Origin of the sequence: Burkholderia latens (genome assembly GCF_001718795.1) — a bacterium.
GTDB classification, from domain to species: Bacteria; Pseudomonadota; Gammaproteobacteria; order Burkholderiales; family Burkholderiaceae; genus Burkholderia; species Burkholderia latens_A.
The window spans coordinates 1,272,545-1,290,095 of sequence record NZ_CP013438.1; the positions used below are offsets into that span (position 1 = coordinate 1,272,545).

12 protein-coding genes are annotated in these 17,551 nt (G+C 69.1%); 5 read left to right on the plus strand and 7 right to left on the minus strand.

What is annotated here, in order from left to right:
• Nucleotides 1–184 precede the first annotated feature (184 nt).
• The 7 genes from WK25_RS25020 to WK25_RS25050 form a co-directional block, all read right to left on the minus strand.
• Entirely contained in the window at nt 185–1,462 is a 1,278-nt protein-coding gene (locus WK25_RS25020) for a virulence factor family protein (protein WP_069243037.1), read from the minus strand.
• Nucleotides 1,459–4,053 (minus strand): bifunctional lysylphosphatidylglycerol flippase/synthetase MprF, encoded by a 2,595-nt coding sequence (gene mprF / locus WK25_RS25025; protein ID WP_040139961.1) that lies wholly within the window; start codon nt 4,051–4,053, stop codon nt 1,459–1,461. Before mprF ends, WK25_RS25020 begins: the two co-directional genes overlap by 4 nt.
• Nucleotides 4,054–4,476: 423 nt before the next feature.
• On the minus strand, nt 4,477–4,911 hold the full coding sequence (locus tag WK25_RS25030; protein ID WP_040141158.1) for a hypothetical protein: 435 nt from the start codon (nt 4,909–4,911) through the stop codon (nt 4,477–4,479).
• 88 nt (nt 4,912–4,999) lie between these two features.
• Entirely contained in the window at nt 5,000–9,187 is a 4,188-nt protein-coding gene (locus WK25_RS25035) for a bifunctional nitrate reductase/sulfite reductase flavoprotein subunit alpha (RefSeq protein WP_069243038.1), read from the minus strand.
• Between the two features lie 16 nt (nt 9,188–9,203).
• Entirely contained in the window at nt 9,204–9,548 is a 345-nt protein-coding gene (gene nirD, locus WK25_RS25040) for a nitrite reductase small subunit NirD (protein ID WP_040141159.1), read from the minus strand.
• A gap of 38 nt (nt 9,549–9,586) precedes the next feature.
• Complete coding sequence (gene nirB / locus WK25_RS25045) at nt 9,587–12,148, minus strand: nitrite reductase large subunit NirB (protein WP_069243039.1); 2,562 nt, start codon at nt 12,146–12,148, stop codon at nt 9,587–9,589.
• 21 nt (nt 12,149–12,169) lie between these two features.
• Nucleotides 12,170–13,495: an MFS transporter gene (locus WK25_RS25050; RefSeq protein WP_069243040.1), complete on the minus strand. Its 1,326-nt coding sequence runs from the start codon at nt 13,493–13,495 to the stop codon at nt 12,170–12,172.
• Between the two features lie 674 nt (nt 13,496–14,169).
• On the opposite strand from WK25_RS25050, the gene cobA reads away from it, so the two are divergent.
• From cobA to WK25_RS25080, 5 genes are all read left to right on the plus strand, one after another.
• Nucleotides 14,170–14,931, plus strand: a complete 762-nt coding sequence (cobA, locus tag WK25_RS25060) for a uroporphyrinogen-III C-methyltransferase (protein WP_059547460.1) — start codon at nt 14,170–14,172, stop codon at nt 14,929–14,931.
• A gap of 11 nt (nt 14,932–14,942) precedes the next feature.
• Nucleotides 14,943–15,164, plus strand: a complete 222-nt coding sequence (locus tag WK25_RS25065) for a hypothetical protein (RefSeq protein ID WP_069243042.1) — start codon at nt 14,943–14,945, stop codon at nt 15,162–15,164.
• The gene (locus WK25_RS25070) at nt 15,161–15,754 is read left to right on the plus strand and encodes an ANTAR domain-containing response regulator (protein ID WP_040139974.1); all 594 of its coding nucleotides are present in this window, start codon (nt 15,161–15,163) and stop codon (nt 15,752–15,754) included. The genes WK25_RS25065 and WK25_RS25070 overlap by 4 nt, the downstream gene beginning before the upstream one ends.
• A gap of 5 nt (nt 15,755–15,759) precedes the next feature.
• Nucleotides 15,760–16,803, plus strand: coding sequence for a CmpA/NrtA family ABC transporter substrate-binding protein (locus WK25_RS25075; protein WP_069243043.1), 1,044 nt, complete (start codon nt 15,760–15,762; stop codon nt 16,801–16,803).
• 142 nt (nt 16,804–16,945) lie between these two features.
• Nucleotides 16,946–17,545 carry a uracil-DNA glycosylase family protein gene (locus WK25_RS25080; RefSeq protein ID WP_069243044.1) on the plus strand — a complete coding sequence of 200 codons (600 nt, stop codon included), beginning with the start codon at nt 16,946–16,948 and terminating at the stop codon, nt 17,543–17,545.
• Nucleotides 17,546–17,551 lie beyond the last annotated feature (6 nt).

Sequence of the window (17,551 nt, forward strand, 5' to 3'; positions counted from 1 at the left end):
GACCGCGATCAGCGGCGCGGCCGAGCAGCGCACGGCGAGCAACTGTCACGACGTGGTGCTGAAACGCGAGCGCAACGCGGCCGGACACCGCGCGGACGAGAAATGAAAACGGGCGGCCCGTCACCCGGGCCGCCCGTCCGATGAATCGCACATCCGGCGCCCGCCGTGCCGCGGGCGCCACCGCTCAGCGCGCCGCGACGGACTTGCCGAACGCGCCGAGGATCTTCTTCTCGAGCGCGATATAGTCGCGGCCGAAGTGGTGGTCGCCTCCGGTCCTGATCACGTCGGCGCCGGTATTCGCGAGTGCCGGGCACATCGTGTCCTTCTCTTGCGCGCCGTAGAAACACTGCACGAGCTGCGGCGGCACCTTCGCGATTTCCGGCGCGACCTTCAGCGCGTTGTCGCTCGCCGGCATCCCGAGCCAGCCCGTCACGCGGATCTGGAAATCCGCGGCCGGCGCGAAGCCGAGCAGCGACATCACCGAAACCTTGTCGCGCAGATCGGCAGGCAGCCGGTTGTACGCGAACGGCATCACGTCCGCACCGAACGAGTAGCCGACGAGCGCGACACGGTTCGCATGCCAGCGCGCCATGTACGTGCGCATCACGCGCGCGAGGTCGCGGCTCACCTGCGCCGGCGGCTTCTCGCTCCAGAAGTAGCGCAGGCTGTCGATGCCGACAACCGACACGCCGTCGCGCTGCAGCGCCTCGGCGATCGTCTTGTCGAGATCGCGCCAGCCGCCGTCGCCCGAGATCACGATCGCAAGACGCTCCGTGCCGCCCTTCGCCGGCAGTTCGACGAGCGGCAGATCCGACACGTCGAGTTCGTCGCTGCTGCTGGTGTCGTGCAGATGCGACGTGACGAGCGACACGAGCTTCGCGCCGTCGCCGGCCGCGGCCGTTTCGACGAAGCCCGGCATCGCGCGGCGCACGATCGTCGGATCGGGCGGGCACGGCTTGAAGCGCGCATCGAGCTTCGCGGCCGGATCGACCGATACGACGCCGGCAATCGTGTTCTCCGGCGCCATCGACAGGATCTGCTTCGCGATCGCACCGCCCTGGCCCACGCCCGCGACGATCGGCGTGTAATAGCGCGCCGATTGCATCAGCCGTTCGAGCTGATGGCTGACCGCCTCGGCGTCGCCGTCGAGGTGGTGACAGGTTTCCTGCTTCGCGGCGAGGTTCGCCGCATAGCGCTCCGAATCCACGCCGACCGTCATCGCACCCGCCTTCGCGAGCGTGTCGGCCGCCTGCTGGTCGGCCGCGCCCCACCCGCGTCCACGCGAGAACAGCACGACGAAACCGCGCAGCGGGCCGTTCGGCTTCGTCACCATCACGGGGCCGTAGCGGCCGCCCGACACCGTTTCCGGTTGCGTCGCCGGCTGCGCGGCGAGCGCGGCGCCGGCCAGCATCATTCCCGCGCAGGCGACTGCCGCCCGCGCGATACCCTTCTTCACCATCATGAGCGCCGACCTCCAGCCAGCAGGGACAGATCCGCGAGCGTGACGAACACGCCGACCGAGCCCGAGGCCGCGAGATAGCGCGGCTCCCAGTGCGGCTCGAACTTGCTCTTGAAAGCACGCAAGCCACGGAAGTTGTAAAAGCGGCCGCCGAAGCGCCAGACCATCAGCCCGAACCGGTGCCACGGCGACGGCATCTTCGCCGCCCCCATTCCCGAGAACGGCGCGATGCCCAGGCTCAGCTTGCGGAATCCCGCTTCCTTCAGATGCAGCGCGAGCTGCGTAAACAAATACTCCATCGCATACGGCGACGCTTCCGGCAGATGACGCATCACGCCGACCGTCGCCTCGGTGTTGAGGTCGGTCGTCATGAACGTGACGAACGCGATCGGTTTGTCGGCTTGCCGCACCAGCATCACCGACTGGGTCGCGAGATAGCCCTCGTGGAAGGCGGCCACGGAGAAGCTCTTTTCGCGCGCGTCGCGGCTGTCGAGCCAGCCGTCGGAGATGTCGCGCAACGCCGGCAGCGCGGCCGGCACGTCGGCCGGCGCGATCACCTCGACCGACAGCGCATCCTTGTCGCCGCGGCGCAGCGCATAACGCAGATGTGACCGGTTCGAGCCCTTCAGGTCGAACCGGTCGAGCGCGATGTGCGCTTCCTCGCCCAGCTTCATCAGCGTGAGCCCGGCATCGAGATACAGCGGCAGCGCGTTCGCACGCACTTGATAGAACGCCGCGCGCCCGCTGTGTGCGTGCGCGAGCGCAATGAACTTGCTGATCAGCGCCGGCCATTCCTCGCGCGGTCCGACCGGATCGTGCAGCGCGGCCCACGTGCGGCCGTTCTTCGCGTACATCAGGAACGCGCGGCGCGATTCGGAGAACAGGAACGACTTGTCGCCCATCAGCGCGAGGCCCGCATCGCTGCATTCCTGCGCGCGGATGATCCGCTCCGCGTCGAGCAGATCCTGCTCGGCCGGCTTCACGAAGCGGCCGGGCGCCGGCCGCAGCAATTGCCACAGCGCGAACATCGCGACGAACACGCCGGCTGCCAGCGTCGCCCGCAACGCGCGGGGCGCACGTGCGTCGAACGAGAAATGCGACCACAGATCGCGCGTGTACGGCACGTCGCGGAACGCGAAGCACAGCACCCACACCGCGAGGATCAGCACGAGCGTCACCGACACGAACCAGCTCACGGTGAAGCGCTCGGCGAGCAGCGACGAATGACGGTTGAAGCGGCGCCGGCTGACGAGCAGCAGCACCAGCAGCGTGCCGAGCACGCCGGCCTCGACGAACGCAAGCCCCTTCGCGAGCGACAGCGCGAGACTCGCGAGCGTCAGCGCGAAGGTCATCCACCATGCGCCGTCGAGGCGCCGCAGCAGCCCGCGCGCGACGAACAGCAGCGCGACGCCCAGCACGCTGCAGATCACCTGCGAGCCTTCGAGCACCCACAGCGGCACGATGTTGCGCAGGATCGCGATCCGGTGCCAGAACGCGGGCGTTGCGCTCGAAATCACCAGCATCCCGCCGACCGCGAACGTCACGAGGCTCAGGAACAGCGGCGCAAGTTGCGACACGCGCGCAGCCTGCCGCGACACGAGCCGGCGCCGCAGCGCGCGCCCTTCGAAGGCAGCCAGCAGGCCGGCCGACAGCACGAGCGGCACGCCGAAGTAGATTGCGCGATACGCGATCAGCGCGGCGACCATCGCGTGCGCGGGCACCTCGCGGCCCAGCGTGAACACCATCGCGGCTTCGAACACGCCGATCCCGCCCGGCGTATGGCCGATCATCCCGAGCAGCAGTGCAGCCGCGTACACGGTGATGAAGGTCGGGAAGCCGACCGGCGCGGCCGGCAACAGCACCCACAACGTGAGGCCGGCGGCCACGACGTCGAGCACCGCGTAGACGACCTGCGCAACGAGATCGCGCCGCGCCGGCACGTCGAATGCGAGCCATTTGAAGCGCGTGACGACCGGGCGCGCGGTGTGGCCGCACAGCGCGACCATGCCGGCCAGCACGACGAGCAGCGCGGCGCCGCCCCACGTGAGCACGCCGGGCGCGACGTGCAGCATTGCAGCAAGCGTCTGCGGCACGCAAACCATGCCGATCGCGGTCATCAACACCATCGCGAGCGCGAGCGTGCCGCTCGTGAACACCGTCATCCGGCCGATCTGCGCGGGCGTGACGCCCGACACGCCGTACACGCGCGCGCGCACGGCGCCGCCCGTAAGCGCGCCGAACCCGGTCGCGTTGCCGAGCGCCGAGCCGGCGATCGCGCCGATCCACAGCGCGGCGCGCGGTACTTTCGCGCCGACGTAGCGCAGGCCGACCGCATCGCGAGCGACGAGCGCGAGATAGCTCAGCGCAGTCGCGGCGAGCGACGCGCCCCACTCGCCGACGGTCATGTGGCGAAGCTGACGGATCACCGACCGGTAGTCGACGGATTCGGACAAGTGCTGGAAAACCACGATCAGCAGCAAGCCGATGCCGAGTGCGAGCAGCGGCGACAGCACGCGCTCGTGGCGGATCAGCGCCGAAACACGGGCGATCGCCGACGCGGCACGGCCGGGCGGACCAGGGCGACGGGAAGACATAGGTTATTCGTGCAGGTGCATAGCATGTCGCGGCGCGGGACGGCCGGGCGGCGACGAATCGGGTTGTTCTGCGTGGGCGGTCGGCCGAAAGCAGAGGCAGGCGACGCCTGGATCAGAAATTACAAGTATACGGACTTTATATTACAGAATGTTTCACATTCGCTTTGTGCGGATTTGTGATGTCGTGCGTATCAAAATCGCATAAAGAAAGGGCGTCCACGGACGCACGGTGCGCATCATACCGGGAACGCGCGCGGTTTTTTCATCCGATGAATGACTTGCGATGCATTTGGGAGAAATCTGCCGGGCCGCGCCCGTGGAACGAGGAGGAAAGCACGATGGCGCCGCGCGTTTCGGAATGGGGGCGGGTCGATTCGATGGGCCCGCCGGCGCGGCGCCGACGCGGACGGACGTCACTACGCGTCACTTCGCGCGCTCATGCTCCCCCAACCCGATCGTTTTGTAATCGTAAGTCGGGTAGAACTCCGTCCGGTACACGCCCCAGGCCGTATCCTCGAGCACGCGATTGACCTCGCGCAACCGCGACGCCGGCAGCCGCAGCACGACGATTTGCCCGATTCCCATCGTTACCGTCCAGCTCACCACCTCGACGCCCGGCGGCGGAAACGCCTTGTAGAACCCCTGTTTCGCCAGCTGCGCGTTCAGCTCCGCGAGCGGGCGCGACTCGTCGTGTTTCAGGAACACGGTGAGCAGTACCGCGTTGTCGGGCGTCGCGACAGCCGAGCCGGCCGGCACCGTCGATGTCTCGCCGATGGCCGGTGCGCCGGGAATCGCGGCGGCGGCCAGCGCGGCGACCATCACGAGCGTTCGAATCGGAAAATTCGGGAACAGGATCATCGCGCGACTCCATTGCTTGGTGGCGGAAGCCGCCATCATGCGCTACCGGATCGATCGTTGCAGCGAACCGGCCGATGCGGGCACGCGCTCAATACACGTCGCGCATGTACCGGCGCGCCTTCGCGAGCCGCGCGACGTAGTCGTTCGCGGCTTCGTCGGACATCCCGCCGTGCTCGGCCACGATCGCCTTCAGCGCTGTGTCGACGTCCTTCGCCATCCGCGCGGCGTCGCCGCACACGTAGAAGTGCGCGCCCTCTTCCAGCCACCTGTACAGCTCGGCGCCCTGCTCGCGCATCCGGTCCTGCACGTAGATCTTGTCGGCCTGATCGCGCGAGAACGCGAGATCGAGCCGCGTGAGCAACCCGCTGTCGCGCATCGCCGTGAGTTCGTCGCCGTAGTAGAAGTCGGTCTGCGCGTGCTGCTCGCCGAAGAACAGCCAGTTGCGCCCGCGCGCGCCGCGTGCCTGCCGCTCGTGCAGGAAGCCGCGGAACGGCGCGACGCCGGTGCCCGGCCCGACCATCACGACCGGCACGTCGCCGTTCACCGGCGGCCGGAAATGCGCGGACTTCTGCACGAACACCGGCACGCGGCCATCGTCCGCGCGATCGGCGAGGAACGTCGATGCGACGCCTTTGCGCGCACGACGACCGTTGTGATAGCGCACGGCCGACACCGTCAGATGAATTTCGCCGCGATGCGCGCTGGGGCTCGATGCGATCGAATACAGGCGCGGCTGCAACCGCTTCAGCATCCCGACCAATTCCGCGCCCGACAACTCGACCGGGAATTCATGCAGCACGTCCGCAAGCTGTTGTCCCCACAACCATTGCTTCAGGTCGGCCTTGCGGTCGTCGGCGAGTAACGCGTTCAGTGCGCCGTTCGCGCTGCGCGACGCGATGAACGCAAGCGTATCCGGGTGCGGGCGCGTGATGTCGAAGTGGCGTGCAAGCGCGTCGGCGAGGCGCATGTCGCCGACGCCCGCGACCGAGACCGGCGCGTCGGCCTTCAGCGCGGTGACCGACAGCAACTCGTCGACCAGTTCCGGGCAGTTGGTCGGCCACACGCCGAGCGCGTCGCCGGCTTCGTATTCAAGGTTCGCGCCTTCGGTCGACAGCGACACGTAACGCGTGTCCTTCGCGGCGCCCGGGCGATTCAGCCGCAGGTTCGCGACGAGTCTCGACGGCGCCGGGTGCGCTTTGGTCGGCAACAGTCCGGACGCGCTCAAGCCGGTGGCCGGCACCGCGTGCAGCGCCGCATCCGCCTCCTTGATCCGCGCGACGACGCGTTCGAGCCATTGGTCCGCGTCGCGCTGGAATTCGACGTCGCAATCGACGCGCGCGCACAGCCGCGCCGCGCCGAGTTCGGCCAGCCGCGCATCGAGCCGGCGGCCGTGTCCGCAAAACTGGTCGTAGTTGCGATCGCCGAACGCAAGCACCGCGAAGTGCACACCGTCGAGGCGCGCGGCGCTGCCGTCCTGCAGCACTTCCCAGAACTCGCTGCCGTTGTCAGGGGGATCGCCGTCGCCGAACGTGCTCGTCATCAGCAGCACGTACTGCGCACCGGCCAGCGACGCGACCGGATAGTCGGACATGCACGCGGTACGAATCTCGAAGCCCGCGTTCATCAACTGCGTCGCGTAATTCTCGGTCAACGATTCGATGTTGCCCGTCTGCGACGCCCACAGCAGCGTGACCTTCGGCCGCGCGCGCACGATGCGTACGCCGCCGGACGCGGCGGCGTCGCCGGGCAGCGCAGGCGCCGCGCCATCCGCGCCGTGCGCCGCCACCGCGCGGCTGAACAGCCCCGCGAGCATCCCGTCGAGCCAGAGCCGCACCGGCGGCGCAAGCGGCGCGCCGGCCGGCAGCACCGGTACGCCGCCTTCGCGGCCCCCGGCGCTCGCCTTCAGCCCGCTGACGAAGCCGGCCACGTACAGACGCTCCGCGTCGGACAGCGGCGGCGGCGCAAAATCGGCCACGCCGAGCGCGGCCGCGAAAGTGTCGAGGTCTGCCATGTCGGTTTCCTGTGATGCCGCGCTCGACACCGTCGCGGGCACGAGCGGCGCGCCGGCCGCGGACGCATCGGGTTGCGCGGCTGTGTGGTCGGCGGACGCAAACGCATCCGTGTCGACGCGGGTCAGCGCGACCGCGCAATATTTGAGTTCGGGTTGCTGCGATTCCGGGTCGATCGCATCGTGGGTCACCGCGTTGATGCACAGATCGTCGCCGTACACGTCGTTCCAGTGCATCGGCGCGAAGCAGTTGCCGCGCCGCACACGCTCGGTGACGACGGCCGGCAGCACCGCGCGCCCGCGTGCCGAGCGGATCTCGACACTGTCTTTCGTCGCGATGCCGAGCGCGCTCGCGTCATCCGGATGCAGTTCGACGAACGGGCGCGGATTGAGCTTGTTCAGAATCCCGACCTTGCCTGTCTTCGTCATCGTGTGCCATTGATGCTGCAGCCGCCCGGTGTTCAGCACGATCGGGAACGTATCGTCCGGCAGTTCGGCCGGCGCGACGTGCGGCCGTGCGAAGAAGCGCGCCTTGCCCGACGGCGTCGGGAACGCGACGCGCGGCGCGTCGTGCCCGTCGGCCGCCGCGCGCGGCGTCTGGCTCACGCCGTCGTTCAGGTAGCGGATCGGGTGCCGCTCGCGCGCGGCGCCCGGCGCGACCGGCCATTGCACCGGGCCGTCGCGCAGCGCCGCATGGCTCGCGCCGCGCAGGTCGTAGCCGGTCGCCGGATTCGAAAAGCGCACGATTTCATCAAATACGTCGGCCGCCGACGCATAGTCGAACGCATCGCCGAAGCCCATCGCGCGCGCGACTTCCGCGACGATGCGCCAGTCCGGCAGCGCGTCGCCGGGCGGCGCGATCGCGGCGCGCATCAGCGTCATGTTGCGTTCGGAATTGATCATCACGCCGTCGCCCTCGGCCCACAGCGCGCCGGGCAGCAGGATGTCCGCGTAGCGGTTCGTCTCGGTGTCGAGAAACGCGTCCTGCGCGATCACGACCTCGGCGGCCTGCAGCCCTGCGATCACCCTCTGCCGGTTCGGCACGGTTGCAACCGGGTTCGTGCAGACGATCCAGCACGCCTTGACGTCGCCGGCGGCCATCCGCTCGAACAGGTCGACCGTACCGTTGCCGGTTTCCCGGCGCAGCGTGCCGGCCGGCACGCGCCACAGGTTCTCGACGAAGCGCCGGTCTTCGTCGGACGCCACCGAGCGCTGGCCCGGCAAGCCCGCGCCCATGTAACCCATCTCGCGCCCGCCCATCGCATTCGGCTGGCCGGTCAGCGAGAACGGCCCGCTGCCCGGGCGGCAGATCTTGCCGGTCGCGAGATGCAGGTTGCAGATCGCATTGGTGTTCCACACGCCGTGCGTGCTCTGGTTCAGCCCCATCGTCCAGCAACTCGTCCATTCCTGCGCGTCGCCGATCCATTGCGCGGCCGTCAGGATGTCGGCCTGTTCGAGGCCCGTGATCTCGGCGACGCGTTCGGGCGTGTAATCGGCGAGGAACGCCGGCATCGCGTCCCAGCCTTCCGTGTACGCGTCGATGAACGCGGCATCGGTGCGCCCGTTCGCGTGCAGCAGGTGCAGGAGTCCGTTCGTCAGCGCGAGATCCGTGCCCGGCCGGATCTGCAGGAACAGGTCGGCCTTGTCGGCGGTGGCGGTGCGGCGCGGGTCGACGACGATCAGCTTCGCGCCGGCCTTCACGCGGTCCATCATCCGCAGGAACAGGATCGGGTGGCAGTCGGCCATGTTCGCGCCGATCACGAAGAACAGGTTCGCGCGGTCGAAATCCTGATACGACCCGGGTGGGCCATCGGCGCCGAGCGACTGCTTGTAGCCGGTGCTCGCGCTCGCCATGCACAGCCGAGAGTTCGACTCGATGTTGTTGGTGCCGACGAAGCCCTTCGCGAGCTTGTTCACGAGATACTGCGCCTCGATCGACATCTGCCCCGATACATAGAACGACAGCGCATCCGGCCCGTGCGTGTCGAGCACCGCGCGCAGCCGGCGCGCGGTCTGCGTGATCGCGTCGCGAACCGGCAGCGGCACGAGGTCGTCCTCGCGCGCATGCCGCACGAACGCGCGCTCGAGCCGGCCCGAGCGGCGCAGCGCGACGTGCGCGGACGAGCCTTTCGTGCACAGCCGTCCGAAGTTGGCCGGATGGTCGGAGTCGCCGGACACCTTAACGACCTCACCATCCTCGACGTGCAGCACCATCCCGCAGCCGACGCCGCAGTACGGGCACACGCTCTTGACGGAAGTGGCGGTCATGCGCGTTCCTCGACGGTCACGCCGCCACCCACACGAAACCGTCCTCGACGCGTGACGGATACGCGCTCACCGATTGCTCGGGCGATTCGAGACATTCGCCGGTTCGCAGATCGAAATGCTGCTTGTACAGCGGCGATGCGACGACGATGCGCTCGCCGACGCTGCCGATCAGCCCGCGAGACATCACGGCCGCCTGCGACACAGGATCGACGTTGTCGATCGCGAACACCCCGCCTTCGGGATGCGCGACATGAAACACCGCGACCTGCTCGCCGTTGACGAGCGCGCATACGCCGGTGTTCGGCACGATGTCGTCGAGCGGGCACACGCGGATCCAGGACAGCGGAAGACGGTCGTTCATGATGGGCTCCTTCGCAAAGTTGCTCGTATCGGTCGGGATCAAACGGTTGCGGGTTCGGCGACGACCGGAATCGCGACAGGCTTGCCGCGCACGCGCTCGTCGGGCGTCGCGGGACGAATCTGCCCGCGGGTCTCGACGAACGCGATGGTCGTGTCGGGCGCGTCGCTGTTCACGAAGTGGCGGAAGCGCTTGCGCGTGTCCGGATCGGTGACGGCCTTCTTCCATTCGCATTCGTACGTGTCGACCACATGCTGCATGTCGGCTTCGAGTTCGGCCGCGATCCCGAGCTTGTCGTGCACGACGACGTCGATCAGGTAGTCGAGCCCGCCTTCGAGGTTGTCGCGCCACACGCTCGTGCGCTGCAGCCGGTCGGCCGTGCGCACGTAGAACATCAGGAAGCGGTCGATGTAGCGGATCAGCGTGTCGCGATCGAGGTCGGACGCGATCAGTTCCGCGTGGCGCGGCTTCATCCCGCCGTTGCCGCACACGTACAGGTTCCAGCCCTTCTCGGTCGCGATGATGCCGACGTCCTTGCCCTGGGCTTCCGCGCACTCGCGCGTGCAGCCCGACACGCCGAACTTGATCTTGTGCGGCGCGCGCAGCCCCTTGTAGCGGTGTTCGATGTCGATCGCGAGGCCGACCGAATCGTCGACGCCGTAGCGGCACCACGTCGAGCCGACGCACGACTTCACGGTGCGCACCGCCTTGCCGTATGCGTGGCCCGATTCGAAGCCGGCCGCGATCAGCTCTTCCCAGATCGACGGCAGTTGCTCGACGCGCGCGCCGAACAGGTCGACGCGCTGGCCGCCGGTGATCTTCGTGTAGAGCCCGTACTTCTTCGCGACCTGGCCGACTGCGATCAATCCTTCCGGCGTCACTTCGCCGCCCGGCATCCGCGGCACGACCGAATACGTGCCGTCGCGCTGGATGTTCGCGAGGTAGTAGTCGTTCGAATCCTGCAGCCCCGCATGCTCCTTCTTCAGCACGAATTCGTTGAAGCACGATGCGAGGATGCCGGCGACGGCCGGCTTGCACACGTCGCAGCCGAGGCCGCGGCCGTGCTTGCGCAGCAGGTCGTCGAACGTCGTGATCCGCTCGACGCGGATCAGATGGAACAGCTCCTGCCGCGAATGCGCGAAGTGCTCGCACAGATGGTTGTTGACGGCCAGGCCCTGCTTCTTCATCTCGGCCTTCATGATCTGCGTGACGAGCGGCACGCAGCCGCCGCACGACGTGCCCGCACCCGTGCACGACTTCAGCGCGCCGAGGCTCGTCGCGCCGTCGGCCACCGCCGCGCAGATCTGCGACTTCGACACGTTGTTGCACGAGCAGATTTGTGCGCCTTCCGGCAGCGCGTCGACGCCGAGCGCAGGCTTCGCCGCGCCGTCCGACGACGGCAAAATCAGGAATTCGGGCTGCTCGGGCAGCTCGATGCGGTTCAGCATCATCTGCAGCAGCGTGCCGTATTCGGAGGCGTCGCCGACCATCACCGCACCATGCAGGAACTTGCCGCAGTCCGACACCACCAGCTTCTTGTAGACCTGGCGGCGCTCGTCCGCGTACTGGTACGTGCGGCTGCCGGCCGTCGCGCCGTGCGCGTCGCCGATGCTCGCGACGTCGACGCCCATCAGCTTCAGCTTGGTGCTCATGTCGGCGCCGGCGAACACGGCGCCGGCGTCGCCCGCGAGGTGCTTCGCGACCACACGCGCCATGTCGTAGCCCGGCGCGACGAGGCCATACACCATCCCGTTCCATGCCGCGCATTCGCCGATCGCGTAGATGTCGGCGTCGCTCGTGCGGCATGCGTCGTCGATCGCGACGCCGCCGCGCGGGCCGATGTCGAGCCCGCACGCGCGGGCCAGTTCGTCGCGCGCGCGGATGCCCGCCGAGAACACGATCATGTCGGCGTCCAGATGCGACCCGTCCGCGAACGCCATCCGGTGCGCGCCGTCTTCGCCGTCGACGATCTCGAGCGTGTTCTTGCCCGTGTGCACGGTCACGCCGAGCGCCTCGATCTTCGCGCGCAGCATCCGGCCGCCGCCGTCGTCGACCTGCACGGCCATCAGCCGCGGCGCGAATTCCACCACGTGCGTATCGAGCCCCATGTCGCGCAGCGCTTTCGCGCACTCGAGGCCCAGCAGCCCGCCGCCGATCACCACGCCGCGCTTCGCCTGCGCGCCTGCGGCCTGCATCGCTTCGAGATCCTCGATGGTCCGGTACACGAAGCAGCCCGTGCGGTCGTGGCCCGGCACCGGCGGCACGAACGGGCGCGAGCCGGTCGCGAGCACCAGCTTGTCGTAGGCAAGCGTTTCGCCGGATGCGAGCGTGACGGTGTGCGCGGCGCGATCGATCGATGCGACGCGCGTGTTCAGGCGCAGATCGAACTGCGGATGCGTGTCGAAGAAGCCCGGCTCGACGAGCGACAGATCCTCCGCCGACTTGCCCGCGAAGAATTCGGACAGATGTACGCGGTCGTATGCCGGGCGCGGCTCTTCGCCGAGCACGGTGACCTGCAGCGGGTCGGCCGCGCCTGCATGCGTCGCCACGCATTCGAGGAGCTTGTGGCCGACCATCCCGTGGCCGATGACGATGAGTTTCATGGTGACGTCTCCCTCGGTCGATCAGTTCGCGGCGTTGGCGGCAGCCAGCGCGCGATCGCGCAGCGCGGCCTCGCGTGCCTTGTGTTCTTCGCTGAAGCGCACGGCCATCGCGCACAGCGCGGTCGCTGTGACGATCAGGCCGAGCATGCTCAGCGTGTACTGCACGTCGCCCATGCCCTTCAGCAGGAAGGACGCGGCTACCGCGCCGACGTTGCCGCCCGCGCCGACGATCCCCGCGACGCCGCCGAGTGCGTTGCGATCGATGAAAGGCACGAGTGCGTAGGTCGCGCCGCACGCCATGTGCGTGAACAGGCCGAACGTGAGCATCGCGACGAGCGCCATGCCGATCCCCTGTGCATGCGAGAACCAGATGAGTCCGAGCCCTTCGCCGACGATCAGCGCGCACAGCAGCATCGCGCGCACGTCGAGGCTGCGGCGCGCGGCGATGCGGTCGGACAGCCAGCCGCCGAGCGCGCGCGCGAACAGCGCGAGCAGGCCGAACAGCCCGACCGCGAAACCGGCGTCCTTCAGCGACAGCTTGAAGTGATCGACGTAGTACAGCGCGGCGATGTTGTGGATGAACACTTCGACGCCGAAGCATGCGCCGTATGTGACGAACAGCATCCACACGCGATAGTTGCCGCATGCGGTGAAGAAGCTCCCCCAGCCGCCCTTCTTGCCGCTGTCGACCGTCACGCCCTGCTTGCGCAGCGCGACGAAATCGCCTTGCGGGCAATCCTGCGTGAAGCGCCAGTACGCCCAGGCCATCGCCAGCATCGCGATTCCCGGCACGATCAGCGCGACACGCCACGACGCGTCGTCGCCGAAGCCGAGCATCACGCCGGCGGCAACGAGCAGCGGCATCATCGCCTGCGTCGCGCCCGCGCCCGCATTGCCCCAGCCGGCCGTCGTCGCATTCGCGGTGCCGACCACGTTCGGCGCGAACATCACCGACGTGTGGTACTGCGTGATCACGAAGCCCGCGCCGATCGCGCCGATGCCGAGGCGGCAGATCAGGAACGACAGGTAGTCGTGCGTGAACGACACCGCGAACACGGGGATCGCGCCCATCAGGAGCAGGCCCGCATACACGCGGCGCGGGCCGAAGCGGTCGCACATCGGGCCGACCAGCAGCCGCACCGCGATCGTCGCGGCCACCGCGGCGATGTTGATGTTCGCGACCTGCGCGGCGGTGAGATGGAATTCGCGTGAAATCAGCGGCATCAGCGGCGCGCACGCGAACCACGCGAAGAAGCACACGAAGAATGCCATCCACGTCATGTGGAACGCGCGCATCGGCGCGGTGCGGAAGCTGAAGAGATCGATACGGGTTGCTTTGTCGGTCATGTCATCCGCCAAACGAAAAACGGCGTCCTGCGCACCCGGTCTCGTCGAGAGACCCGATGCGTAGGACGCCGTTGCCCATGAAGCCCGTTGCCGGGCGCGTCGGTATTCGGTACTGCGGACGGATCGCCATTGACCCGCCCGAACGACCTAACGCAAGCGACGTGCCATGTCGGCGTCCATCGCGCCGCGAGCCGCGCCGTACAAGGCGCACCGCGCATCGGGCGCGCCGCAGTGCTGCGTCGCGCGCTATCCGTCGCGATGCATCGAGGCACAGATGTGGTGCGCTGCAGCACTACCGGCGTGCGACTTCGCGGTGCGCGCTCACGGGACGCGATGCACAGCGATGCGGCATTGCGTGCGCAGCGGCGCCACCGCTGCATGCATGTCGACGGCCGACGCCGCCGCGCCGGCGCGTCACGCCGCAGGCCGCGCGCTCCCCGGTCGGCCGAGTTGGCCCGGATATTGCTGAATTCGCTGCACACACCGGCAACGGCGCCGGTGGGCAGTCCCCGCAGATGCAGGCCCGCCGTCGCAGGTGGGCGCAGCCAATCCGCAATCAGGACAACGACGTCCTCCCGTGCATGCACGGCCGGATGCCGTGGTCCCCGCGACCGCCCGCCGCCGCGCAGCGACACGCAATCGACCGCCCCATGCAGGCGGCACTGGAACACGACATGACGACAGGCAAAGTCACGCTGCTGGGCGCCGGGCCCGGCGACCCCGATCTCCTGACGCTGAAGGCCGCGAAGGCGCTGGCAGCAGCCGACGTGTTGCTGCTCGACGATCTCGTCGCGCCCGGCATCGTCGAACTCGCACCGCACGCGCGCGTGATCCGCGTCGGCAAGCGCGGCGGCTGCCGCTCCACGCCCCAGGCGTTCATCGAGAAGCTGATGCGCCGCTACGCGCTGCGCGGCGCGCACGTCGTGCGCGTGAAAGGCGGCGACGCACTGCTGTTCGGCCGCGCCGGCGAAGAACTTGCGACGCTGCGCGCCGCCGCGATTCCGGTCGACATCGTCAACGGCATCTCGTCGGGCTTCGCGGCTGCCGCGAGCCTCGGCATCTCGCTCACGCACCGCGAGCACTGTCAGGGCGTGACGTTCGTCACCGCGCACCGCCAGGATCACGGCGAGCCGGACTGGGCGGCGCTTGCCGCCACCGGCACCACGCTCGCGATCTACATGGGCATGAGCCGCGTCGACAACATCGCGGCCGGCCTGCTCGCCGCGCTGCCCGCCGCGACACCCGCCGCCGCCGTGCAATGGGCCGGCACGCCGCGCGAGCGCCGCTGGACCGGCACGCTCGGCGGTCTCGCGCACGGTGTCGCCGCGGCCGGACTCGGCAGCCCGGCCGTGATGCTCGTCGGCGCGGCGATCGGCGAAGCGTCCGTGCAGCAGACCGATGCTGCCGCGCTCGCGATGCTGTCGCGGGCCGCGTAATGCCAAACGTCATGCAGAACGTCATGCCGAAGGTCATGCCGAACGCGATGCAGCACGTCATGCGCGACGCCGTGCCGTACCCGCCGCACGCCCGCACCATTGGCCGCAGCGGCGCTCGCTCGGGCTACGAGCAAGCCGGACGCGCTCCCCGGCGTGCGCCGACATCCGGCCGCGCCGTGCTCGCGTCGCTCACCCGCTGCCCCGAAGCCCGTCCGTCCGCGTTCGCGTCATGAGTTCGTCCGCCCCGTCCGCACGCCTGCGCGTGCTGCTCGTCACGGATACAGACAAGCCGATCGGCGAGCTCGGCGATGCGCTCGCGCGCCTCGGCTACGAAATGCTGAACGACGTCGCGACGCCCGCGCGCCTGCCCGCCGCCGTCGAGGAGCAGCGCCCCGACGTCGTGATCATCGATACCGATTCGCCGTCGCGCGACACGCTCGAGCAACTGGCCGTGATGCACGCGACCGCGCCGCGCCCCGTGCTGATGTTCAGCCACGATGCGGACCAGGCGCTGATTCATGCGGCCGTCGGCGCGGGCGTGAGCGCGTATCTCGTCGAAGGGCTGTCGGCCGAGCGTCTCGCGCCCATCCTCGAAGTCGCGCTCGCGCGCTTCTCGCACGACGATGCATTGCGCCGCCGCCTCGCCGACGTCGAGCGCGAACTCGCCGAACGCAAGCTGATCGATCGCGCGAAGCGCCTGCTGATGGATCGGCGCAGGCTGTCCGAACACGATGCGTATGCGCTGCTGCGCAAGCGCGCAATGGACCAGGGGCTGCGCATCGTCGACGTCGCGCGGCAACTGGTCGACGCGTCACCTCATTGACCGCCATGAATACTCCATTTCCCGCCGCGCCGGAACGCGCGCATCTTCGCCTCGGGTTCGTCGCGCTGAGCGACGCGGCCCCGCTGATCGTCGCGCAGCGGCTGAACCTCGGCGCGCGCCACGGCCTGACGCTCGCGTTGAGCCGCCAGCCGTCCTGGGCCGCCGTGCGCGACAAGCTGCTGACGGGCGAGCTCGACGCCGCGCACGCGCTGTACGGGCTCGTATGCGGATTGCAGCTCGGCATCGGCGGCCCGCAGACCGACATGGCCGCGCTGATGGTCCTCAACCGCAACGGCCAGGCGATCACGTTCGCGCGCGGGCTAGCCGACGCCTATCGCGCGAGCGGCGACGCACGCGCGGCGTTCGCGACGCTCGGCCGCAAACCGCTGCTCGCGCAGACCTTTCCGACCGGCACGCATGCAATGTGGCTCAACTACTGGCTCGCATCGCACGGCATCGATCCGCTGCGCGACGTGCGCAGCGTCGTGATCCCGCCGCCGGAGATGGTTGCGGCGCTCGCGAGCGGCGAACTCGACGGCTTCTGTGCGGGCGAGCCGTGGCACGCGGTCGCCGACGCGTGCGGCGCTGGCCGGACCGTCGCCGTCACGAGCGAGATCTGGCCCGATCATCCGGAGAAGGTGCTGGCCGCGCGACGCGAATTCGTCGCGCTCTATCCGGCCACCGCGCGCGCATTGATCCGCACGCTCGTCGATGCATGCGCATGGCTCGACGACGACGCCCATCGCCGTGAAGCCGCCGGCTGGCTCGCGTCGCCGGATGCGCTCGGCGTACCGGCGCGGCTGATCGCGCCGCGCCTGCTCGGCGACTACGGCGCGGGGCCGTTCGTGCAGCCGCCGCTGCCGATCCGGTTCCACGATGGCGGCGCCGTGAACCGGCCCGATCCGCGCGACGGCATGTGGTTCCTGTCGCAATACCGGCGTTGGGGCATGCTCGACGCCGCGCATGACGACGCGGCGATCGCCGCGGCAATCGCGCAAACGGCGTTGTATGATGCTGCGGTCGCCGAAGGCGGCGCTGCGGCCATGTGATCCCGCCCCTCGGGCCGGTCCCGCAACGCAGCACCCGTCCGGCGCGGCGGGCGGCACCGACACGCCGCGGCCCGCACCGGCGCGCCGCGCCGCATCGACGCCATTGCGTGTCGTGCGGCCACTCCGTTCCCGATCAGATTCGATGCCGAAACCACCGCGCACGCCACTCGACGTGCTGCTCACCGAAATCCGCGCTTGCCGCGCATGCGAAGCCGACCTGCCGCTCGGCCCGCGCCCTGTCGTGCGCGCGCATCGCGACGCACGCATCCTGATCGTCGGCCAAGCGCCCGGCGCCCGCGTCCACGCGAGCGGCATCCCGTGGGACGATGCGAGCGGCAAGCGGCTGCGCGACTGGCTCGGCGTCGACGCCGACACGTTCTACGACGACACGCGCTTCGCGATCGTGCCGATGGGGTTTTGCTACCCGGGCCGCGGCGCGGGCGGCGACAACCCGCCGCGCCCCGAATGCGCACCGCGGTGGAACGCGCGGCTGCTCGGCGAACTGCCGTCGCTCCGGCTCACGCTACTGATCGGCCAGTACGCGCAACGGTACTTCCTGCGCGACTCGCGCAAGGCCACGCTGACCGACACGGTCGGCGCGTGGCGCGACTACGGCCCCGGCGTGCTGCCGCTGCCGCATCCGTCTCCGCGCAACCAGGCATGGTTCAAACATCATCCGTGGTTCGATGCCGAGGTCGTGCCCGAACTGCGCCGGCGCGTCGCGCCGCTGGTCGCACGCTGACGAGCG

Excerpts from the sequence above, each read along its gene's own strand:
- cobA (WP_059547460.1), top strand. The coding sequence starts at position 14,170 with ATGACGACAGGCAAAGTCACGCTGCTGGGCGCCGGGCCCGGCGACCCC.
- WK25_RS25075 (WP_069243043.1), top strand. The coding sequence starts at position 15,760 with ATGAATACTCCATTTCCCGCCGCGCCGGAACGCGCGCATCTTCGCCTC.
- WK25_RS25020 (WP_069243037.1), bottom strand. The coding sequence starts at position 1,462 with ATGATGGTGAAGAAGGGTATCGCGCGGGCGGCAGTCGCCTGCGCGGGA.
- WK25_RS25030 (WP_040141158.1), bottom strand. The coding sequence starts at position 4,911 with ATGATCCTGTTCCCGAATTTTCCGATTCGAACGCTCGTGATGGTCGCC.
- mprF (WP_040139961.1), bottom strand. The coding sequence starts at position 4,053 with ATGTCTTCCCGTCGCCCTGGTCCGCCCGGCCGTGCCGCGTCGGCGATC.
- WK25_RS25070 (WP_040139974.1), top strand. The coding sequence starts at position 15,161 with ATGAGTTCGTCCGCCCCGTCCGCACGCCTGCGCGTGCTGCTCGTCACG.
- WK25_RS25080 (WP_069243044.1), top strand. The coding sequence starts at position 16,946 with ATGCCGAAACCACCGCGCACGCCACTCGACGTGCTGCTCACCGAAATC.
- nirD (WP_040141159.1), bottom strand. The coding sequence starts at position 9,548 with ATGAACGACCGTCTTCCGCTGTCCTGGATCCGCGTGTGCCCGCTCGAC.
- WK25_RS25065 (WP_069243042.1), top strand. The coding sequence starts at position 14,943 with ATGCAGAACGTCATGCCGAAGGTCATGCCGAACGCGATGCAGCACGTC.
- nirB (WP_069243039.1), bottom strand. The coding sequence starts at position 12,148 with ATGAAACTCATCGTCATCGGCCACGGGATGGTCGGCCACAAGCTCCTC.
- WK25_RS25050 (WP_069243040.1), bottom strand. The coding sequence starts at position 13,495 with ATGACCGACAAAGCAACCCGTATCGATCTCTTCAGCTTCCGCACCGCG.
- WK25_RS25035 (WP_069243038.1), bottom strand. The coding sequence starts at position 9,187 with ATGACCGCCACTTCCGTCAAGAGCGTGTGCCCGTACTGCGGCGTCGGC.